Source organism: Acinetobacter sp. NS-4, from assembly GCF_037402435.1.
Taxonomy (GTDB): Bacteria; Pseudomonadota; Gammaproteobacteria; order Pseudomonadales; family Moraxellaceae; genus Acinetobacter.
On sequence record NZ_JBBEUE010000005.1, the window covers coordinates 134,813 to 153,294 of the forward strand.

At 40.8% G+C, this 18,482-nt stretch carries 17 protein-coding genes; 8 read left to right on the forward strand and 9 right to left on the reverse strand.

Annotated elements, in window-relative coordinates; translation table 11 throughout:
• The first annotated feature begins 426 nt into the window (after window positions 1-426).
• The 5 genes from aspA (at window position 427) to WAE57_RS05935 (ending at window position 8,171) form a co-directional block, all read left to right on the forward strand.
• Window positions 427-1,875 carry an aspartate ammonia-lyase gene (gene aspA / locus WAE57_RS05915; RefSeq protein WP_337709109.1) on the forward strand — a complete coding sequence of 483 codons (1,449 nt, stop codon included), beginning with the start codon at window positions 427-429 and terminating at the stop codon, window positions 1,873-1,875.
• A 136-nt stretch (window positions 1,876-2,011) separates the two neighbouring features.
• Entirely contained in the window at window positions 2,012-2,383 is a 372-nt protein-coding gene (locus WAE57_RS05920; protein ID WP_337709111.1) for a hypothetical protein, read from the forward strand.
• Between the two features lie 133 nt (window positions 2,384-2,516).
• A complete protein-coding gene (gene mfd / locus WAE57_RS05925; RefSeq protein ID WP_337709113.1) occupies window positions 2,517-5,975 on the forward strand; it encodes a transcription-repair coupling factor in 3,459 nt (1,152 codons plus the stop codon).
• A gap of 233 nt (window positions 5,976-6,208) precedes the next feature.
• Window positions 6,209-6,643, forward strand: coding sequence for an HIT family protein (locus WAE57_RS05930; protein ID WP_086174268.1), 435 nt, complete (start codon window positions 6,209-6,211; stop codon window positions 6,641-6,643).
• Window positions 6,644-6,710: 67 nt separating this feature from the next.
• Complete coding sequence (locus WAE57_RS05935) at window positions 6,711-8,171, forward strand: adenylate/guanylate cyclase domain-containing protein (protein WP_337709116.1); 1,461 nt, start codon at window positions 6,711-6,713, stop codon at window positions 8,169-8,171.
• Window positions 8,172-8,242: 71 nt separating this feature from the next.
• Here WAE57_RS05935 and fdx read toward each other — a convergent pair whose 3' ends face one another.
• The 8 genes from fdx to WAE57_RS05975 form a co-directional block, all read right to left on the reverse strand.
• A complete protein-coding gene (fdx, locus tag WAE57_RS05940) occupies window positions 8,243-8,581 on the reverse strand; it encodes an ISC system 2Fe-2S type ferredoxin (protein ID WP_237786440.1) in 339 nt (112 codons plus the stop codon).
• A 13-nt stretch (window positions 8,582-8,594) separates the two neighbouring features.
• Window positions 8,595-10,457 (reverse strand): Fe-S protein assembly chaperone HscA, encoded by a 1,863-nt coding sequence (gene hscA / locus WAE57_RS05945; protein WP_337709120.1) that lies wholly within the window; start codon window positions 10,455-10,457, stop codon window positions 8,595-8,597.
• 48 nt (window positions 10,458-10,505) lie between these two features.
• Window positions 10,506-11,021 (reverse strand): Fe-S protein assembly co-chaperone HscB, encoded by a 516-nt coding sequence (hscB, locus tag WAE57_RS05950; RefSeq protein WP_086174264.1) that lies wholly within the window; start codon window positions 11,019-11,021, stop codon window positions 10,506-10,508.
• Between the two features lie 107 nt (window positions 11,022-11,128).
• On the reverse strand, window positions 11,129-11,449 hold the full coding sequence (gene iscA, locus WAE57_RS05955) for an iron-sulfur cluster assembly protein IscA (RefSeq protein WP_086196349.1): 321 nt from the start codon (window positions 11,447-11,449) through the stop codon (window positions 11,129-11,131).
• A gap of 38 nt (window positions 11,450-11,487) precedes the next feature.
• A complete protein-coding gene (gene iscU / locus WAE57_RS05960) occupies window positions 11,488-11,874 on the reverse strand; it encodes a Fe-S cluster assembly scaffold IscU (protein ID WP_086174262.1) in 387 nt (128 codons plus the stop codon).
• Between the two features lie 114 nt (window positions 11,875-11,988).
• Window positions 11,989-13,206, reverse strand: coding sequence for an IscS subfamily cysteine desulfurase (locus WAE57_RS05965; RefSeq protein ID WP_237786437.1), 1,218 nt, complete (start codon window positions 13,204-13,206; stop codon window positions 11,989-11,991).
• 1 nt (window position 13,207) lies between these two features.
• Entirely contained in the window at window positions 13,208-13,681 is a 474-nt protein-coding gene (locus tag WAE57_RS05970; RefSeq protein ID WP_337709128.1) for an Rrf2 family transcriptional regulator, read from the reverse strand.
• Window positions 13,682-13,792: 111 nt separating this feature from the next.
• Window positions 13,793-14,440, reverse strand: coding sequence for a hypothetical protein (locus tag WAE57_RS05975; RefSeq protein WP_337709129.1), 648 nt, complete (start codon window positions 14,438-14,440; stop codon window positions 13,793-13,795).
• A 188-nt stretch (window positions 14,441-14,628) separates the two neighbouring features.
• Between WAE57_RS05975 and WAE57_RS05980 the strand changes: the two genes are divergently transcribed.
• The 3 genes from WAE57_RS05980 (at window position 14,629) to WAE57_RS05990 (ending at window position 17,527) form a co-directional block, all read left to right on the forward strand.
• Window positions 14,629-15,096 carry a phasin family protein gene (locus tag WAE57_RS05980; RefSeq protein ID WP_237786435.1) on the forward strand — a complete coding sequence of 156 codons (468 nt, stop codon included), beginning with the start codon at window positions 14,629-14,631 and terminating at the stop codon, window positions 15,094-15,096.
• A 158-nt stretch (window positions 15,097-15,254) separates the two neighbouring features.
• On the forward strand, window positions 15,255-15,527 hold the full coding sequence (locus tag WAE57_RS05985) for an HU family DNA-binding protein (RefSeq protein WP_004651791.1): 273 nt from the start codon (window positions 15,255-15,257) through the stop codon (window positions 15,525-15,527).
• Window positions 15,528-15,658: 131 nt separating this feature from the next.
• Entirely contained in the window at window positions 15,659-17,527 is a 1,869-nt protein-coding gene (locus WAE57_RS05990) for a SurA N-terminal domain-containing protein (protein WP_337709140.1), read from the forward strand.
• Window positions 17,528-17,584: 57 nt separating this feature from the next.
• Here WAE57_RS05990 and WAE57_RS05995 read toward each other — a convergent pair whose 3' ends face one another.
• The gene (locus tag WAE57_RS05995; RefSeq protein ID WP_337709142.1) at window positions 17,585-18,457 is read right to left on the reverse strand and encodes a DUF2797 domain-containing protein; all 873 of its coding nucleotides are present in this window, start codon (window positions 18,455-18,457) and stop codon (window positions 17,585-17,587) included.
• Window positions 18,458-18,482 lie beyond the last annotated feature (25 nt).

Sequence of the window (18,482 nt, forward strand, 5' to 3'; positions counted from 1 at the left end):
CAAGATGAATTTTTGTGCAGGTTCAGTCAGGCGCTGATTCAACCATAAAATTGAAATTACCTTCTGTAACATTTCTAAGGGATTTAATCACGTGTTATGTAGCGGAATGTATTTTCAGATACAATTGATAAAAATTTAATAAAATAAATAACTTATAAGTGTGTAACTTAATGTCATTCATCTTGTGCGAATAATTGTCTACTGTGAATTAGAAATAACGCTCAAAAATTTTTGCGCCTGATTTTTTTAAGGATGAAAATTGGAAGAGGTAAGATAGTTACAAATGCTTACATTCGCTACAGAGTCCATGTATTTAGTTAAAGAGCATTGCCAAATAAATATCTTTTTACAATATTTAAAATAGTGTAAAGCCTTAATATTTTTTCAATTGCACAATTCTAGTGCATACATGTGAGTATATTTAAAGTGACAACAGTTCAACCCGACAATACAAGAATAGAGCGTGATTTATTGGGAGCAAAAGAAGTTCCCGCCGAGTGTTATTATGGCATTCATACGGTAAGGGCTCTGGAGAATTTCCAGATTTCTAATCAGAAAGTTGGAAGCCAGCCGCATTTTATTCGGGCTTTGGCGCAGGTTAAAAAAGCTTCGGCACAAACCAATTTAAAATTTAGCAAAATTTCGGAACAAGTCAGTCAGGTGATTCAGCTGGCATGTAATGAACTCATCGAATTTCCAGAAAAATGGAGTGAGGCTTTTCCATTAGATGTGTATCAGGGCGGAGCTGGAACATCTATTAATATGAATACCAATGAGGTATTGGCCAATATTGCCTTAGAGCATTTAGGTTTTCATAAGGGGCAATATGAACATATTCATCCCAATGATCATGTCAATAAATCCCAATCCACCAATGACGTATATCCAACCGCGTTACGCTTGGCGACCTATTATAGTCTGGATGATTTATTGCTTCAGATGCAAAAATTGATTGATACGCTGCATATCAAGGTTGTTGAGTTTCAGTTTGTTTTAAAAATGGGACGTACCCAATTACAAGATGCAGTTCCCATGACGTTGGGGCAAGAGTTCCGGGCTTTTGCAACTTTGTTAAAAGAAGATATCCGTTTAATTCAGCGTACCCGTGAGCTTTTACTGGAAGTGAATCTGGGGGCTACAGCTATTGGAACAGGAGTGAATACCCCTAAAGGTTATGCGCATGAAGCGATTCAATCTTTAAATAAAATTACCGGGCTGAATTTAATGGGGGCGGAAGACTATGTTGAAGCCACCAGCGATTGCGGTGTATTTATTATTTTATCCAGTGCGCTGAAACGTCTGGCAGTGAAACTTTCAAAAATATGTAATGACTTACGTTTACTAAGCTCGGGGCCGCGTACCGGTTTGGCGGAAATTCGGTTACCTGAATTGCAAGCCGGCTCATCCATTATGCCAGCCAAAATTAATCCGGTGATTCCTGAAGTGGTGAATCAGATCGCCTATAAAGTGATTGGCAATGATTTAACCGTGACCATGGCTGCTGAAGCAGGCCAATTACAGCTTAATGTCATGGAACCGGTGATTGCTGTTTCAATTAATGAATCGATTGAATTACTGACCCGAGCCATTAAAAGTTTGGATACTAAATGTATAAAAGGCATCCAAGCCAATGAGCAGGCGTGCCATGACGCCGTGATGCGTAGCGTGGGCATTGTGACTTTACTCGATCCAATTTTAGGGCATGCCAAATGCGATGAAATTGGCAAGCAATGTATTGTGGAAAATAAAACCATTCAACAGGTGGTTTTAGAGCAGGCATTGCTAACTCAAGAGCAGTTAGATGAAATCTTTGCTTTCAGTAATCTGGTTTCAGAAGTGACAACACCACATGAACTATTGTCACAGGTGAGTTAATACAGAAGATGTAGCTTCTATTATCTATTCCTTTAAAGGAGTAGCAGTTAAATCGCTACTCTTTAATGAAAAATAGGGGTGAAGATGGTGCAGCTCAGGGTTAAAATGGTTGGAATTTTTTCTATGTACCATGCCCATGCTAAATAAACTTGCCGGACTATTTACAGGTTCAGGACTGTTTAAAAGTTCAAACCCTTCTCCTGAACAATTGTTTCTCCAAGAAAACAATATCCAGTTCGATCAGGAGCAGGGCTATATTGTTGATGGAATAGTGGTCAATCAATTGTCAGAACGCTTGGCTTATTTCTCTAATCGCAAACTAAATAACTTTGACGATTTAAAAGCCTTGTATTTTACCGCTATTCTCATCAATGAAAAAATTGATCTGGAAATCGCTAATCAGCGCTTTGTAGCCCGATTAGGCAATAACGAAGAAAACCTGTTGCAGTTGAAACAAATCATCAAAAAGCTGAATGATTACTATCGTAATTTTCTGCGCGAAAAATAATGCGATAGATGCTTGTACATTCGGCATCCAAAAGGATTTGGATGCCAGCATGAGCTGCATATAAAAATAACTCAACCAAGAAAAAACCCATGTTAAGATACAGCTCATGTCATTTAGACCAAAAGCTATATACATGTTCCAACAAGAAATTTCTCAACTGAATCTGCCACAATTAAAAGCAGGCGAAAAACGCTGGGTCGGTAATTTACAAGGCTCATCTGCCGCGTTATTGTTCAAAAAAATTGCCACGCAAAGCAAGCAATTATTCATTATTGTTGCCAGAAATAATCAGCATTTGGGACAGTTGGAAAGTGAACTGGAATTTTATGGCATAAAACCGACCATTTTCCCGGATTGGGAAATTTTGCCTTATGACCGTTTATCTCCACATCAGGATATTGTGTCAGAACGCCTTTCCATTTTGTCAAATATGCCACAGCAGGGCGTATTGCTGCTTTCTGCATCGACTCTGGCACAGCGTGTTGCACCGACCTCATGGATATTGGGCGAACATTTTGATATTAAAGTCGGGCAAAAATTTGAACTGGAACAACAAAAATTGCGTTTAATCCAGGCAGGTTATCATCTGGTCGATAGTGTATATGACCATGGTGAATTCGCTGTGCGCGGCAGCATCATGGATATTTATGCATCCGGTCAAAGTGCACCAATTCGTATTGATCTGTTTGATGATGAAATTGAAAGCTTAAAGTTTTTTGATCCTGAAACGCAAAGAACCACTCAAACGCTGCAACAGTTTTCGGTTTTACCCGCCAAGGAATTTCCCCTTAAAGAAGGACGCGCAACGTTCCGTGATCGTTATGCAGAAAGTTTTCCTCAGGCAAATCCGAAGAAAAATCCAATCTATCAAGATGTTTTAGAAGGCATTGCATCGCCGGGTCTAGAGTTCTATTTCCCTTTATTCTTTAGTAAGCAGGCCATGGATACGCAAAGTACGCTGATGGCATACTTACCCAAGAATGGCATTGTCATTACAGATAAGCATCTGGATGAAGGTTTAACCAGTTTTTGGAAGGATGTGGTTCGCCGTTATGAAGATCGCCGTCATAATGTCGATCATCCTATCTTGCCGCCAGAAGATATTTTCCTGCAGCCGAATCAGGTTTTAGAGCAGCTGAACCAGTTCGCCAGAATCATCGCCTCAGCTGAAGAATTTGTCGAAAAAACCGGTGTGATTAATTTCAACACGGAAACTCCTCCGCGTTTACCGGTGGACCCAAAACAGGAAAAACCATTTTCAGCGGTTAAAAAGTATATTGATGTGGCCAATCATCCGGTACTGTTGGTGGCTGAAAGTGCAGGCCGTCGTGAAACGCTCAAAGATGCCTTGCGTCCAGCGCTGGGGGACATTCCCAATGTTGAAAACTACGCGCAATTTAGAAGCTCTTTACATGCAATAGCCATTACCAGTGCACCACTGGATCGTGGTCTGGTCATTCCGAATCAGCTCACCGTCATCTCGGAAAACCAGCTTTATGAACATCGTGTGGTACAGCGCCGCCGTAAGCGTCAACAAGAAGTATCTGAAGAATTCCTGATTCGCAGTTTAACAGAACTGAGTATCGGTGCACCGGTGGTGCATATTGATTATGGTGTGGGACGTTATGCAGGCTTGGTCACTTTAAGCATTGATGATCAGGAGCATGAGTTTTTACAGCTTGATTATGCTGATGCGGCCAAGGTGTATGTGCCGGTCACCAATCTGCATTTAATCAGCCGTTATAGTGGCGGTGATCCGGATTTAGCGCCTTTGCATAAACTGGGTACCGATGCCTGGAACAAGGCAAAACGTAAAGCGCTGGAACAGATTCATGATGTTGCCGCTGAACTGTTGCATATTCAGGCACGCCGTCATGCCAAACCTGGCTTTAGTTTTGAGCTGGAGCAAAGTCCTTATATGCAATTTTCCAGTGGTTTTGCCTATGAGGAAACTCTGGATCAGGCCAATGCGATTGAAGCAACGCTGCACGATATGCAGCTGGCCAAACCGATGGATCGTTTGGTATGTGGCGATGTAGGCTTTGGTAAGACCGAAGTAGCGATGCGAGCTGCATTTTTAGCGGTACAAAACAACAAGCAGGTGGCGGTTCTGGTTCCGACGACTTTGCTGGCACAGCAGCACTATGAATCCTTTAGAGATCGTTTTGCCGACTGGCCGATTCGTATTGAAGTGCTTTCACGCTTTGGTTCAAGCAAATCACATAGCAAAACCATTGAAGACCTGGCTGAAGGTAAAGTGGATATTGTGATTGGTACGCATAAAATTTTGCAGGAAAGTATCCAGTTTAAAAACCTAGGCTTGATGATTGTCGATGAAGAGCATCGTTTTGGCGTACGGGATAAAGAACGTATAAAAGCTATGCGTGCAGATGTCGATATGCTGACCCTGACGGCTACGCCAATCCCGCGTACTTTAAATATGGCTTTTAGCGGGATGCGTGATCTGTCGATTATCGCCACACCGCCAGCACGCCGTTTGGCTGTGAAAACCTTTGTGCAGGAACAGACCAATGAATCTATTAAAGAAGCAATTCTGCGTGAATTGCTGCGTGGTGGGCAGGTTTATTTCTTGCATAATGAAGTCGACAGTATTGAAAGAGCGGCGGAAAATATTCGCGAGCTGGTGCCTGAAGCGCGGGTAGCGGTTGCCCATGGACAAATGCGTGAACGTGAACTGGAGCAGGTGATGCAGCAGTTCTATCACAAGGAATACAATGTTCTGGTCTGTTCAACCATTATTGAAACCGGAATTGATGTACCCAATGCCAATACCATCTTGATTGAACGTGCCGACAAATTAGGCCTTGCACAGTTACACCAGTTGCGTGGTCGTGTGGGACGCTCTCATCATCAGGCTTATGCTTATCTGTTAGTGCCTTCACTCAAAGGCTTAAAAGGTGATGCAGAAAAACGTCTGGATGCGATTCAGCGTGCATCGAATTTAGGTGCCGGTTTCATGCTGGCGACGGAAGATCTGGAAATTCGTGGTGCGGGTGAGCTTTTAGGCGAGCAGCAAAGTGGTTCCATGCAGGCGATTGGTTATAGCCTGTATATGGAAATGCTGGAAAAGGCGACCAAAGCCATTCAAAAAGGCAAAACTCCGAATTTCGATGCACCATTGTCCTTAATTGCGGAAATCAATCTGCATATGCCGGCGCTGATTCCAGATGAGTATCTGGGAGATGTGCATCAGCGTTTACTGTTCTATAAACGTATCAGTAATACCGATACTCAGGAAAAACTCGACAATATCCGCATGGAACTGATCGACCGGTTTGGTGTGCCACCTCAGCCAGTGAAACAGTTATTTGCTGTGCATCAAATTAGGTTAAAGGCAGAGCAGCTGGGCATTACCAAAGTTGATATCAGTTCGCATGGTGGTCATATTGAATTTTCACCCGATACGCCAGTACAGGCCATCAGCATTATTCAGATGATGCAAAAACATCCGACTTTTTTCCGTATGGATGGCGGACAACGTTTAAAAGTGATGGTGATGCTGGAAGATTATCAAAAACGTATCCAGTTCATTGTCGATTTACTGGATAATTTATTAAAAGAAATTCGCTGATCTGCTGCAGGGTGCATAAATATTATGCACTCATTTTTAAAATTGCCCGGATTTGAATCATTCTAGTCATGAAGCACTTGATTTTTTAAAGAAATTTATTAAATTCAAGCGTGTTAGCATGTTCAGTGCAAATAGTGGTTTATTTGTAATGAAACCCATTGCATAGAATATTCACGTCCCATTGTATGTGATAGTATTAGCCATCATTCTAATTTTGCATAATTTATAAAGATATGTTTAGTTTGCATCCACAACTTGCTCAAGATACTTTTTTTGTAGGCGACTTTCCACTGTCAACATGTCGTTTAATGAATGATATGCAATTTCCGTGGCTCATCTTGATTCCACGCGTACCTGGTGTAAGCGAATTATATGAATTAAGTCAGGCCGACCAGGAACAATTCCTGCGTGAATCTAGCTGGTTATCCAGTCAGCTTGCACGTGTATTCCGCGCAGACAAGATGAATGTTGCGGCACTAGGAAACATGGTTCCGCAATTGCATTTTCATCATGTGGTTCGCTACCAAAATGACGTGGCTTGGCCAAAACCAGTTTGGGGTACACCCGCAGTTCCTTATACCAATGAAGTTCTTGCGCATATGCGTCAAACCTTGATGCTTGCATTACGCGGTCAGGGTGACATGCCATTTGATTGGCGCATGGATTAATTTCTGGTCATCGAAAAAGCCATAGTATGGAATTTATGGTGTAAAGGCTTGGATCAGGAGGAATTGAGTGTCATTAGACGACTGGATTAGAAAAGAACAAAGACAATTTGAATATTTTCATCGTTTGATGGGATATATGATGTTGTCTTTGCTGATGATTGTCTATCATTACACGGCATCTGACACTCAATACCAGATTTATATTCCTTTTTTTCTGTTGGTTATTTTTCTGGTCACGCCGAAATTATCGACCTGGTTACAGTATCGTTATAATTCCAATATAAAACGCAGTGTCTTATTTATTACTGATGTTATTGTTATTTCAGTTATTTTATCTGCTATTCATTTAAACCTGGTTCTGACTTTTATTTCACTGTTTGTCATTTTATATACGGCAATCACTAACAAGATTTCTTTTTTAGTGGTCTCATTGGCAAGTTTAATCGGAATAGCAAATTTTTATCTGTGTAATATTCTGATTTTTGGTTTTGGTGAGTATTTTGAACAAACCACCGGTGAATTAACTGTACTTGGCTTTATTTGTTTAATTACTTTTTTCGGTGTTGGCAGTTTTTACCAAAGCAGCCAGATTCAACATATCAGTAATCGCAAATCCTATTATTATGATCAAATGAATCGTTATATGGAGTTTGCCAACCAGCTTAGCCGCTATGCACCTGTGCAGTTGTGGCAGTCGATTATGAAAGGGGAATCGGAAGCCAAAATTGAATATAAACGAAAAAAAATGACTATTTTCTTTTCAGATATTCAAGGTTTTACCGAACTTTCAGAAACGCTGATTCCTGATGATTTAGCATTCTTGCTGAATGACTATCTCAGTCATATGACGGAAATTGCCAAGCAGTATGAAGCGACAGTCGACAAGTTTATGGGTGATGCCATTCTGATTTTCTTTGGTGATCCAATCTCGCAAGGTGCCGAACAAGATGCAAAAACTTGTCTGGACATGGCGATTGACATGCGTCAGCAAATGAAACTGCTCAGAGAGCGCTGGATTAAAATGGGTTATCCGGCCTTGCATATTCGTATGGGGATCAGTACCGGATATTGTCACGTGGGTAACTATGGTGCGGCGCATCGTATGGCTTATACCATTGTTGGCCGGGATGCCAATTTGGCAGCACGATTACAAAGTGCGGCAGCGGTAGATGAAATTTTGATTTCAGATGAAACCTATAATTTAATCAAAAATGATTATTTATGTGCGCCTAAAGCACCAATCAGACTTAAGGGTATTCAAGGTCCAGTCAAGACTTGGCAGGTCATGGAAAAATATACTTCGCGTAAATCAGATTATCAGCGCTGGTTTGATTATGAATATAAAGGCTTTCATTTATTGCTGAATCTGGATGAAGTGCAAAATTATGAATATCCAGAGCTGATCCAGGTATTGGAAAAAATGATTAAGCGCATTGAAAAACAGCAAAAAATGACCAATTCAGAAGGGATTGTAAAGCTGAGTCTGGAAGATGTAGTGGAAGATCGGAAAGACCAGCAGTATCACTAGAAATATTTATTTAGCCTCAGCTTAAATATAAAAAACCACGCTATTGCGTGGTTTTTTCATCTCTAAATCAATTAATTATTTTCAGAAGCATGGTTAATTGTATATTTGGGAATTTCAACTTCCAGGTCTTCATCGACAATTTTAACTTGGCATGAAAGACGGGAATCCGGCTCCAAGCCCCAGGCGCGATCAAGTAAATCTGCTTCGACATCCGTCATTTCTTCCAGACTGTCAAATCCTTTACGAACAACAACATGACAAGTGGTACATGCACAAGACATATCACATGCATGTTCAATCTTGATGCCATTTTTTAGCAGGCTTTCGCACAGGTTGGCATCCTGTTCAACTTCAAACTCAGCACCATTAGGGCAAATTTGCGCATGTGGAAGAACTTTAATACGTGGCATAATTTTTTCCTATTTATTTGTCCGAGTTTGACCAGTCATCAAGTTTAGTGCCTTTCAATGCTGCATCAATATGTTGATTCATGCGTGCAGCTGCAAAAGCGTCACTGTGTATTTTAAGCTGTTCTACAGCCTGTTCAATAGCTTTGACATCTGTAGTTTCGAGTTGAACTTCAAGCTGAGCTTTGGTTTGTTGTAACTGTGCCAGCTGATCTGCAGATAACAGTTGGGCATCCACTTTTAGGGCTTGTTCCAGTGCTTCAAGTTCACGTTTTGCTTCAACCTTGGTTTCTTGCACATGACGAAGATTTTTATCTTCTTCAGCGTATTTGAAACCATCAATCAGTAAGCGTTCTGTATCGGCATCCGATAAACCGTAGGATGGCTTAATGTCAATTTGTGCATGTACACCCGAAGTGGTTTCTTTGGCAGCAACAGTCAGCAAGCCATCGGCATCCACCTGGAAGGTGACTTCAATACGTGCCTGACCAGCAGTCATCGGTGGAATACCATGCAAGACAAAACGGCCCAAGCTGCGGCAATGCTCTACCAAGTCACGTTCACCTTGTACCACGTGAATCAGCATGGCAGTTTGACCATCTTGATAAGTGGTAAATTCCTGACGTCGTGCTACCGGAATGGCAGTATTACGTGAAATTAAACGTTCCACCAAACCACCCATGGTTTCAAGACCAAGCGAAAGAGGGGTTACGTCCAATAATAAAGAACCATCTTTGGAGTTGCCAATCAGTTGATTGGCTGTAATTGATGCACCAATTGCAACTACTTCATCTGGATTAATCGTACAAAGCGGTTCTTGATTAAATACATCACGCACGGCTTTTTGCACGGCATAAGAACGGGTTGAACCACCGACTAGAACGACATTTTTAATATCGTCTAGTTCAAGTTTGGCATCACGCATCACGCGTTTGCAGACACTGATAGTTTTATCTAATGCAACTTTGATGATCACTTCAAAGGTTGCACGATCTAGCGTTAAGCTTTGATCCAAAATTTTCAATTCAACCGATTCAGCATCAGACAGCGCTTCTTTGGCTTTACGTGCTGAAACAATGAAATGCGCATATTCGGCATCATCTAAAGTTTCAACATTGAGCTGTTTTTTAGCCCATTTCACAATTAAACGATCTAGGTCATCACCACCTAGTGCGGTATGACCACCGGTAGCCAGAACCTCAAATACGCCTTGCGAGAAACGCAGAATAGAAACGTCGAAAGTACCGCCACCTAGGTCATAAATCACATAGTTTTGATTATGTGCCAGATTGGTTTCCTGATCTAAACCATAAGCCACAGCCGCAGCCGTCGGCTCATTGAGCAAACGTAAAACGTTTAAACCGGCCAGTTGAGCCGCATCACGGGTTGCCTGACGTTGTGCTTCATCAAAATAAGCCGGTACTGTAATGACAGCACCATTGACCGGATTATTTAAGCTGCTTTCTGCACGGTCTTTCAGCTGTTTTAAAATTTCAGCTGAAATTTCTACCGGGGTTTTACGACCTTGAGCCGTTTCAAAAGCGGGCATTTCATTTGCTTCACCCACGAGTGTGTAGGGGTGCTGGAATTTAATGTCGGCAGCCGAGCGACCCATAAAACGCTTTACCGAAACAATGGTGTTTTTAGGATCTGTAGTAATAAAAGATTTGGCTTCATCGCCATAATGGGTATTGTTATGACTATAGTGCACAATAGAGGGAAGTAACACGCGACCTTGTTGGTCGTTGAGTACTTTGGCTTTACCTGAAAGTACTGTGGCAACCAATGAATGCGTTGTACCTAAGTCAATACCAATTGCGATGCGATGTTCATGCGGTGCACTTGATTGACCGGGTTCTGCAATTTGCAAGAGAGCCATTGTGTTACATCCTTAGAACTAAAAATTAAAAAATAAAATCAAAACGAATTAAAAATCATCATCTAAATCAAAGCTGTCATCATCAAGGAAACGATCTTCAGCTTTGTCGATGTCAGCCAATACCTTGACAAAGAAACGCAATTTACGCACGGTATCGCGAGCTTCGCCCCAGTCTTCATCTTCATAGTCAATTTTAAATTCACGGACTAAACCGTCAATCCATTGCTGAACTTCGTGCTTTAAGGAAACCAGATCCTCAGCCGATGCAGCTTCATCCAGCTGTTCACGAATTTCCAGTGCAGACTGTAAAAATTCGAAATCCCCAATTGATTGATCCAGATGATAATCTTGTTTTTTCAGACTCAAGAGATAAGCAGCGCGGCTATCAACATTGGATAAAGCCTTGAATGCCTGATTGATCTCGCTCGATTTAATCAGCGCCTGATCTTTGTCTTCGGCTTTATCTGGATGATATTGTTGCTGCAACTTTAAAAATTCATTTTTTAAAGCGGCCAAATCAATATCGAGTGCTACAGGGAGGTTGAACAACTCAAAATGATTCATGGGAGATTGGATCCGCGCGATAGATATGCAAAAATTGACTGCTTAAATGCAATTAAAACAGTGCATTTTACACTGTTTTAATCACCAAAAGAGAGGGGGTTGGGTGTTTAAACGGTGAAAGATTCACCACAGCCACATTCGCCTTTTTTATTCGGGTTGTTAAATTCGAAGCCTTCATTGAGACCGTTTTTCACGTAGTCCATCTCCATACCTTCAAGATAAACCAGGCTTTTCGGGTCAACAAAAACTTTAACGCCAAACTGCTCAAACATCTGGTCATGTGTATCGACTTCATCGACGAATTCGAGTACATAGGCCAAACCAGAACAGCCGGAAGTTTTCACCCCAACGCGAATGCCTTCACCCTTACCGCGATTCTTTAGGTAATTGCTGATATGAGTTGCAGCATTTTCAGTTAAATGGATCATGAAAACTCCGTTAATCTTTTATCAAAAACTTGAAACACTTAAGCTTTTGTTTTTTTGCTGCGATAGTCTTCAACAGCAGCTTTAATCGCATCTTCAGCAAGTACAGAACAGTGTACTTTTACTGGAGGTAGAGCCAGTTCGGTCGCAATGTCGATGTTCTTGATGGCTTGTGCTTCATCAAGGGTTTTGCCTTTTAACCACTCGGTTACAAGTGAGCTAGAAGCAATAGCTGAACCACAACCATAAGTTTTGAAACGTGCTTCTTCAATTACACCTTCATCATTCACTTGAATCTGAAGACGCATTACATCACCACAAGCTGGTGCACCGACCATACCTGTACCAACATTTTCAGCATTTTTGTCTAAAACACCAACATTACGAGGGTTTTCGTAATGATCAATTACTTTTTCGCTATAAGCCATGATGCTTCTCCAAACCTCGGGGTCAGCCTTAAGATTCTTAAAATTAATATGGGGGTGAAATTACGTTTATCAACGAGATAGCTTTAAATTTTAAAGCTATCTCCAGACAATGAATTAGTGTTCAGCCCATTCAACAGTTGAAAGGTCGATACCTTCTTTGTACATATCCCAAAGCGGAGAAAGTTCACGCAATTTCTCAACAGCAGCTTTAGTCACTTCAAGAACGTGATCGATATCTTCTTCAGTGGTGTATTTGCCGAAGCTGAAACGGATCGAGCTGTGTGCAAGTTCATCAGAAAGACCTAAGGCACGAAGTACATAAGACGGCTCAAGTGTTGCAGAGGTACATGCTGAACCCGAAGATACCGCAGCATCTTTTAATGCCATCATCAATGATTCACCTTCAACAAAGTTGAAGCTCACGTTGAGATAGTTTGCAACGTTTTGAGTAGGGTGACCATTTAGGAATACTTGTTCCAGGCCTTGTAAACCGTTCCATAATTTGTCACGGAGTACGCGAATACGTTTTTGTTCAGATTCAAGGTTTTTGCCTGCAAGTTCAAAAGCTTCGCCCATACCTACGATTTGGTGAGTTGCAAGCGTACCGGAGCGCATGCCGCGTTCATGACCGCCACCATGCATTTGAGCTTTAAGACGGACACGTGGTGAACGACGTACGAATAATGCACCAATACCTTTAGGGCCATAAATTTTATGAGCAGAGAAGCTCATTAAATCTACTTTTAAAGTTGAAAGATCAATTTCTACTTTACCTGCAGCTTGAGCAGCATCAACATGGAAGAAAATTTTGTTGGCGCGAGTAATTTCACCAATTGCAGCAACGTCAGTCACAGTACCAATTTCGTTGTTCACCATCATTAAGGAAACAAGAATAGTATCTGGACGAATAGCTGCCTGAACCATCTCAGGGGTAATTAAACCTGTTTGAGGAAGGGGTTCAAGATAAGTAATTTCGAAACCTTCTGCTTCTAATTCACGACAAGTATCTAAAATTGCTTTATGTTCAATTTTACTTGTAATGATGTGTTTGCCTTTAGAGGCATAAAACTGAGCCACACCTTTAAGCGCCAGGTTATCAGATTCTGTTGCACCTGAAGTCCAGACAATCTCGCGTGGATCTGCTTTGACCAAGTTCGCAACTTGTTCACGTGCATATTCTACTTTTTCTTCAGCCTGCCAACCGTAAGCATGAGAACGAGATGCAGCATTACCGAAAGTACCGTCAAACGTTAGGCATTCCATCATGCGTTCTGCAACTTGAGGGTCTACAGGAGTGGTTGCTGCATAATCAAGATAAATCGGACGTTTCATGTCAAATACCTGTAACCGATAAAAAGGCTGAATCAAAAGATGCTGTATTTTGGCGGATTGCAACGGTTTGTACGTTGTCTCGTGCTACTAGATCAGCAAGGGAGATTTTTGCTAGATAATCGGCAATGTGGTGGGAGAGTTCTTGCCATAAATCGTGAGTCAAGCACATTGCACCATTTTGGCAGTTACCTTTATGGTCACAACGGGTCGCATCAACTGTTTCGTTTACAGCTTCAATAATTTCTAATACTGTGATTTCTTCAGCGTTACGAGCCAGGTGATAACCACCGTTGGCACCACGAACACTAGAAACTAAGCCGTGGCGCTTGAGTTTCGCAAATAACTGCTCAAGATAGGCAACAGAAATAGTTTGACGAGCTGCAATTTCAGCAAGCGTGATCGTTTGTTCAGTTGGCTGCAAAGCTAAATCAAGTAGAGCAGTCACTGCGTAACGACCGCGAGTAGTAAGACGCATGATTCGATACACATATTAAGACTAGATGTGTTGATTTTATGAATCCTGACTAAAATAGTCAAGTTTTTTATTGGGCTTTCATTTTTTTTGTTTTATAAGAAAATTAGATATTTATGCAATCCACCAATTATACACTAATAACGCAACTAATAGCACGATAGTTAGACTAAAAGCCATATTGATTCTTTTCTGTTTTTGTTGAATACGACGAATGCGATTCTTATATTGTTTAACTTCTACCTCTAAAGTATTGATCTTTGAACGTTGCTGATCAATTTTTTCTAATAGGGGCACAATGCGCTTTTTGGAGGCAATAACATCTTGCCCATCAATAGGTTCGCTGAGCCATTGTTTCCAGTCCGATAAAACTTTGGGAAAACTAAAAAGAAGGGTTAAATCGCGAAACTCATCTTTAAGGGTGATGTCACCATCAATGCGCATTTTTTTAATACTGCGGCGATTGGCAAAGACAAAAACTTTAATCAAATCTGTAAGTGTAGTGCGAACATCCAGATCGACCATTTTCTCGGGAGCTTTGGTGTCAAACAATACGCCATGTTCCGTGAAAACCACATAAAAATCAAAATAAGGTAAATAGCTATTAATTTTAATGGAAATTTTTTGGTCTATAAATTTTTTAGCCTGCAAGCCAACGACCCGATCATGTTTTAAGATGAAGGTAAAGATTGTCTCCAAAACAATCATAGTCATTGTGAGCAACAAATGCGGTTGATTTTGACCTTGTTGCGATTCACTCATAAAACTTAATCCTTACCTGAAAGGAGCATCCGATGCTCGAAAATCTGTTCAGGGCTTATCACAAATATATTAATCTTGCTTTGTAGAACAGTTTAGCAAATCGATCAAGTGTTTAATTTGCTATTATAGCTGTATTTTTTAAGTAATTATATTTAAGTTGTATGGAAAATAAGCAGGAGATGGTGTGAATGGATAAATCGACAAAAGATCAAGAGATTGATCAACAAAAAAATGAAAATGCTGATAAAACAAAGAATAAAGCACGTTCAGGTCGTAAATCGGCTTTGGATTTTCGTAAATATACTCAACAAATATGGCTTGCTGGTTTGGGGGCTTTTTCGCGTGCGGAAGAAGAAGGGAATAAATTATTTGACTCTTTAGTCAAGGTGGGGGAAGAACTGGAATCCAAAACCACAGAAATTGCCGATCAAACTGTAGAAAAGGTTTCGGAAAAAGCCAAAGAGTCGGTGAGTGACACTAAAGATAAAGTAGAAAAATTATTGGATCATAGCGTGAACCATTCTTTAAACAGAATTGGTCTGGTGACGGTTAAAGATATTCAACATCTAGAAACCCTCATATTACAACTACATAGCAAGGTCGATTTTTTGATCGAAGAAAATAAGATTTTAAAAGCGCAAATTGTAAAAAAATGAAACATTTTTGCTTTTTCTGCATTTTTCAACAATTTTTTTCGCAAATATTTTGCAGAAAAGCATATTCAGAGTATTGCGTTTTGCCCCAAAGCATTGATATAAAGGTGCTATGGAATCCTTAGACCTTAAATAAACGATATTAAGAGGACATAATCTTCATGAATAAATCAGAATTAATCGATGCAATTGCAGAGAAAGGGGGATTGTCTAAGACTGATGCAGGTAAAGCCTTAGATGCAACAATTGCTTCAATTACTGAAGCACTTAAATCTGGTGATACTGTTACACTTGTTGGTTTTGGTACATTCAACGTTAAAGAGCGTGCGGCACGTACAGGTCGTAACCCGCAAACTGGCGCAGCTTTAGAAATTAAAGCAAGCAAAGTACCAAGCTTTAAAGCAGGTAAAGGTTTAAAAGATTCTGTAGCTTAATCTTTTTTGATGCCGATAAACGCGCCCTAGAAGGCGCGTTTTTTATTAATAATGCCGATTACAGTTTGAACTCATTCATTCACAGCAGGTTTTCAGGTAAAATCCCCCACAAATAAAATATTGGAATACTTATGGAATCTTTTCGTAAAGTTATTAAAGGTTGGTTGGGCAAAGCTTTGCTCATTTTGTTTTTGACCCCTTTAGCACTTGTAGGTATTGAAGGATATTTTAGTGGTGGAAAGTCAGAAGACACGGCAAAATTGGTTAATGGCCAAGAAATTTCTAAAAAAGAATTAGAATCATTGACCAAAACATTTAAAGACCAATACTTGGCTTATGCCAATGGCGACGAAACTTTATTGAATCAATCTTTCATTGAAAATAAAGCGATGGATAGCCTGGTTGCTCGTACCTTGTTATTGCAACAGGCCGAAGAGTTGGGTATTTCTTTGAGTGATGCACAAATTGAACAGATGGTTGCTCAACAACCGAGCTTTCAGGAAAACGGTAAATTTTCTGAAGCCTTGTACTCAAATTATTTACGTTCAGTGGGTATGACCAGTCAGGCTTTGATTGCAAACTTGCGTAAAGATCATGCCCTTAAAATGTTGACTTCAACATTTATGGACTATGCATTGGTGAGCAAGCTTGATATTCAGCAAATTGCCAACTTGCAGACTGAACAGCGTACTTTACATCTAGCGAGCATTAAGCTGGATGAGTACAAGAAAAATGTAAATGTAACAGCACAAGATATTGCAGCCTACTACAACAAGCATCAAAAAGCCTTTAAACAAGTAGCAAGTGTAGATGTTGACTATGTGGTGTTAACGCCTGCCAATGTGGCTCCTGCGAATACGCAAGTGACAGATGCCGAATTGCAACAAGCTTATGCTGCCTTTGTCGATTCGCAAAAGCAAAATGCCAAGCCACTGGTAAAACATATTTTAATTACTGCAGACACCCGTTCAGATGCTGAAGCGAAAAAATTAGCGACCAATGTTGCTGCGAAAATTAAAGCAGGCATGTCCTTTGCTCAAGCTGCAGCACAATATTCGGATGATACCGAATCTAAAGCTAAGGGTGGTGTGGTAGAAGCTTATGCAAAAGGCGTGTTTGGTGATGCATTTGATTTAACAGTTGCTTCTTTAAAATCAGCACAGGTTTCAGCGCCAGTTAAAACCCAGTATGGTTATCATTTAATTGAAACAGAAGCAGCGGTAGTGAAGTTGCCTTCATTTGAAACTGAAAAACCACGCTTGCTGGCCGAGTTGCAAAAGAGTAAAGCTGCCAATTCATTCTCTGATGCGGTAAATGGCCTGAATGAAATGGTGGTGGGTAGCGATGCACTGGATGTGGTGGCCCAAGAAGTTAAAGGGGTAAGCGTTCAGTCTGTAAAAGGTATGACTTTAGCTACTCAGCATTCTGTACTGAGCGATGCTAATGTTAAAGTTAAGCTGTTTAATGATGATGTGAAAAATGGTGACCGCAATGCGTCTAGCAGCATCCAGATGGCAAATGGTAATACCGTTTGGGTGAAAGTGCGTAATTATCATGCGGCTGGGGTGCAAACTTTGGCTGAAGCAACACCAGGTGTAAAAGCGAAACTCATCGAACAGAAAGCATTAAATGCAGCGAAAGCGAAAATCCAGGCTGCGCTTGATGGCTTTAAATCACAACCTGCGGCAACAGTAGCGGCGAAAAGTGAAATTGCGTTTGAAAGTGCAGGTGTTTTTGCACGTTCACAAGGTTTGAAACGTGAAATTGAACGTGCAGCATTTAGCGTTCCAGCACCGAAAGCAGGCATGTGGTCGGTCACAACTGCTGCATTGCCAAATGAGTTGGTGGTGGTTGCTGTATCGAATGTCAACAAAATGGCTTCCAGTGCTTTAAGTGATGAGCAGTTAAATGAATTGTCCAAGTTGTACCAGCAACTTCGCGGTCAACAAGAACTGGATGATTACACGCAATATCTAAAATCACATGCAAAAATTAAATAATCTGCTGTAAAGAAAAAACCTGCGTTAACGCAGGTTTTTTTATGGCTGAATTAAAGCTTATTCGGCACGGATTTTAAGCTCATAGCCTGAATATTTGCGGATATTAATGACACCTGTATCTAAAATCAGATACTGTCCTTTAATGCCTTGTAACTTGCCGCGAATAGTAGGAGTTTTGTCGAGATTATGCGATTTGATTTTTTCTGGATATTGTTCAACCGGATAAACAAACTCACGTGGCAGCTCATCTTCCATCACTTCAATGGTTTCGTTAAATTCCAGATTCTGGCTAAATTCATCACGTATGGTCTGAATTTTCGGTGCAAATTCTTCAATCAGCTGTTCACGCACCTCAATCAAATTCAGCGGTTCAGCTTCGCCTTTGAGCAGTTTACGCCAATCGGTCTTATCGGCCACTTGAGTTCCAAACATAATTTCCAGTTGACCTGAAAGACGGCGGGAGCCAACTTTCATAATCGGTAAGGCTTGAGTTGCGCCCTGATCCAGCCAACGCGTTGGCATTTGTCCCATACGGGTAATTCCGACTTTTAATGCACTGGAATTGGCCAGATAGACAATATGCGGCTGGAAGCACACCTCATGGGCAAAGCTGTCTTCACGGCAAGTACCGAGGTGATAATGACAGGTTTCCGGTTTCATAATACACATGTCACAAGATGCTTTGGTTTTAAAACATTTAAAGCAGTGACCCTGTGAAAAAGATTTGTTGGTTTTGCTACCACAAGATATGCAATAGATATTGCCGGTCCATTCGATCTCGATTTCCTGGCCTAAATTGAATGGCAGGTCAACTTCTGAGCGATCTAGAATAAATTTATATTCAACATTTGCCTTGTGTGTATGTTGATCAGTTACACTAAGGTCCTTAAGACCTGCATGCATTTTATGGCAAATGCCTTGTAGTTCCATACAGAATACTCTCTTCAATAATAAG

Bases quoted from the DNA above. Each gene is read 5' to 3' on its own strand.
- WAE57_RS05920 (WP_337709111.1), top strand. From the start codon at position 2,012: ATGCTAAATAAACTTGCCGGACTATTTACAGGTTCAGGACTGTTTAAA.
- mfd (WP_337709113.1), top strand. From the start codon at position 2,517: ATGTTCCAACAAGAAATTTCTCAACTGAATCTGCCACAATTAAAAGCA.
- WAE57_RS05930 (WP_086174268.1), top strand. From the start codon at position 6,209: ATGTTTAGTTTGCATCCACAACTTGCTCAAGATACTTTTTTTGTAGGC.
- fdx (WP_237786440.1), bottom strand. From the start codon at position 8,581: ATGCCACGTATTAAAGTTCTTCCACATGCGCAAATTTGCCCTAATGGT.
- hscA (WP_337709120.1), bottom strand. From the start codon at position 10,457: ATGGCTCTCTTGCAAATTGCAGAACCCGGTCAATCAAGTGCACCGCAT.
- hscB (WP_086174264.1), bottom strand. From the start codon at position 11,021: ATGAATCATTTTGAGTTGTTCAACCTCCCTGTAGCACTCGATATTGAT.
- iscA (WP_086196349.1), bottom strand. From the start codon at position 11,449: ATGATCCATTTAACTGAAAATGCTGCAACTCATATCAGCAATTACCTA.
- iscU (WP_086174262.1), bottom strand. From the start codon at position 11,874: ATGGCTTATAGCGAAAAAGTAATTGATCATTACGAAAACCCTCGTAAT.
- WAE57_RS05965 (WP_237786437.1), bottom strand. From the start codon at position 13,206: ATGAAACGTCCGATTTATCTTGATTATGCAGCAACCACTCCTGTAGAC.
- WAE57_RS05970 (WP_337709128.1), bottom strand. From the start codon at position 13,681: ATGCGTCTTACTACTCGCGGTCGTTACGCAGTGACTGCTCTACTTGAT.
- WAE57_RS05975 (WP_337709129.1), bottom strand. From the start codon at position 14,440: ATGAGTGAATCGCAACAAGGTCAAAATCAACCGCATTTGTTGCTCACA.
- WAE57_RS05980 (WP_237786435.1), top strand. From the start codon at position 14,629: ATGGATAAATCGACAAAAGATCAAGAGATTGATCAACAAAAAAATGAA.
- WAE57_RS05985 (WP_004651791.1), top strand. From the start codon at position 15,255: ATGAATAAATCAGAATTAATCGATGCAATTGCAGAGAAAGGGGGATTG.
- WAE57_RS05990 (WP_337709140.1), top strand. From the start codon at position 15,659: ATGGAATCTTTTCGTAAAGTTATTAAAGGTTGGTTGGGCAAAGCTTTG.
- WAE57_RS05995 (WP_337709142.1), bottom strand. From the start codon at position 18,457: ATGGAACTACAAGGCATTTGCCATAAAATGCATGCAGGTCTTAAGGAC.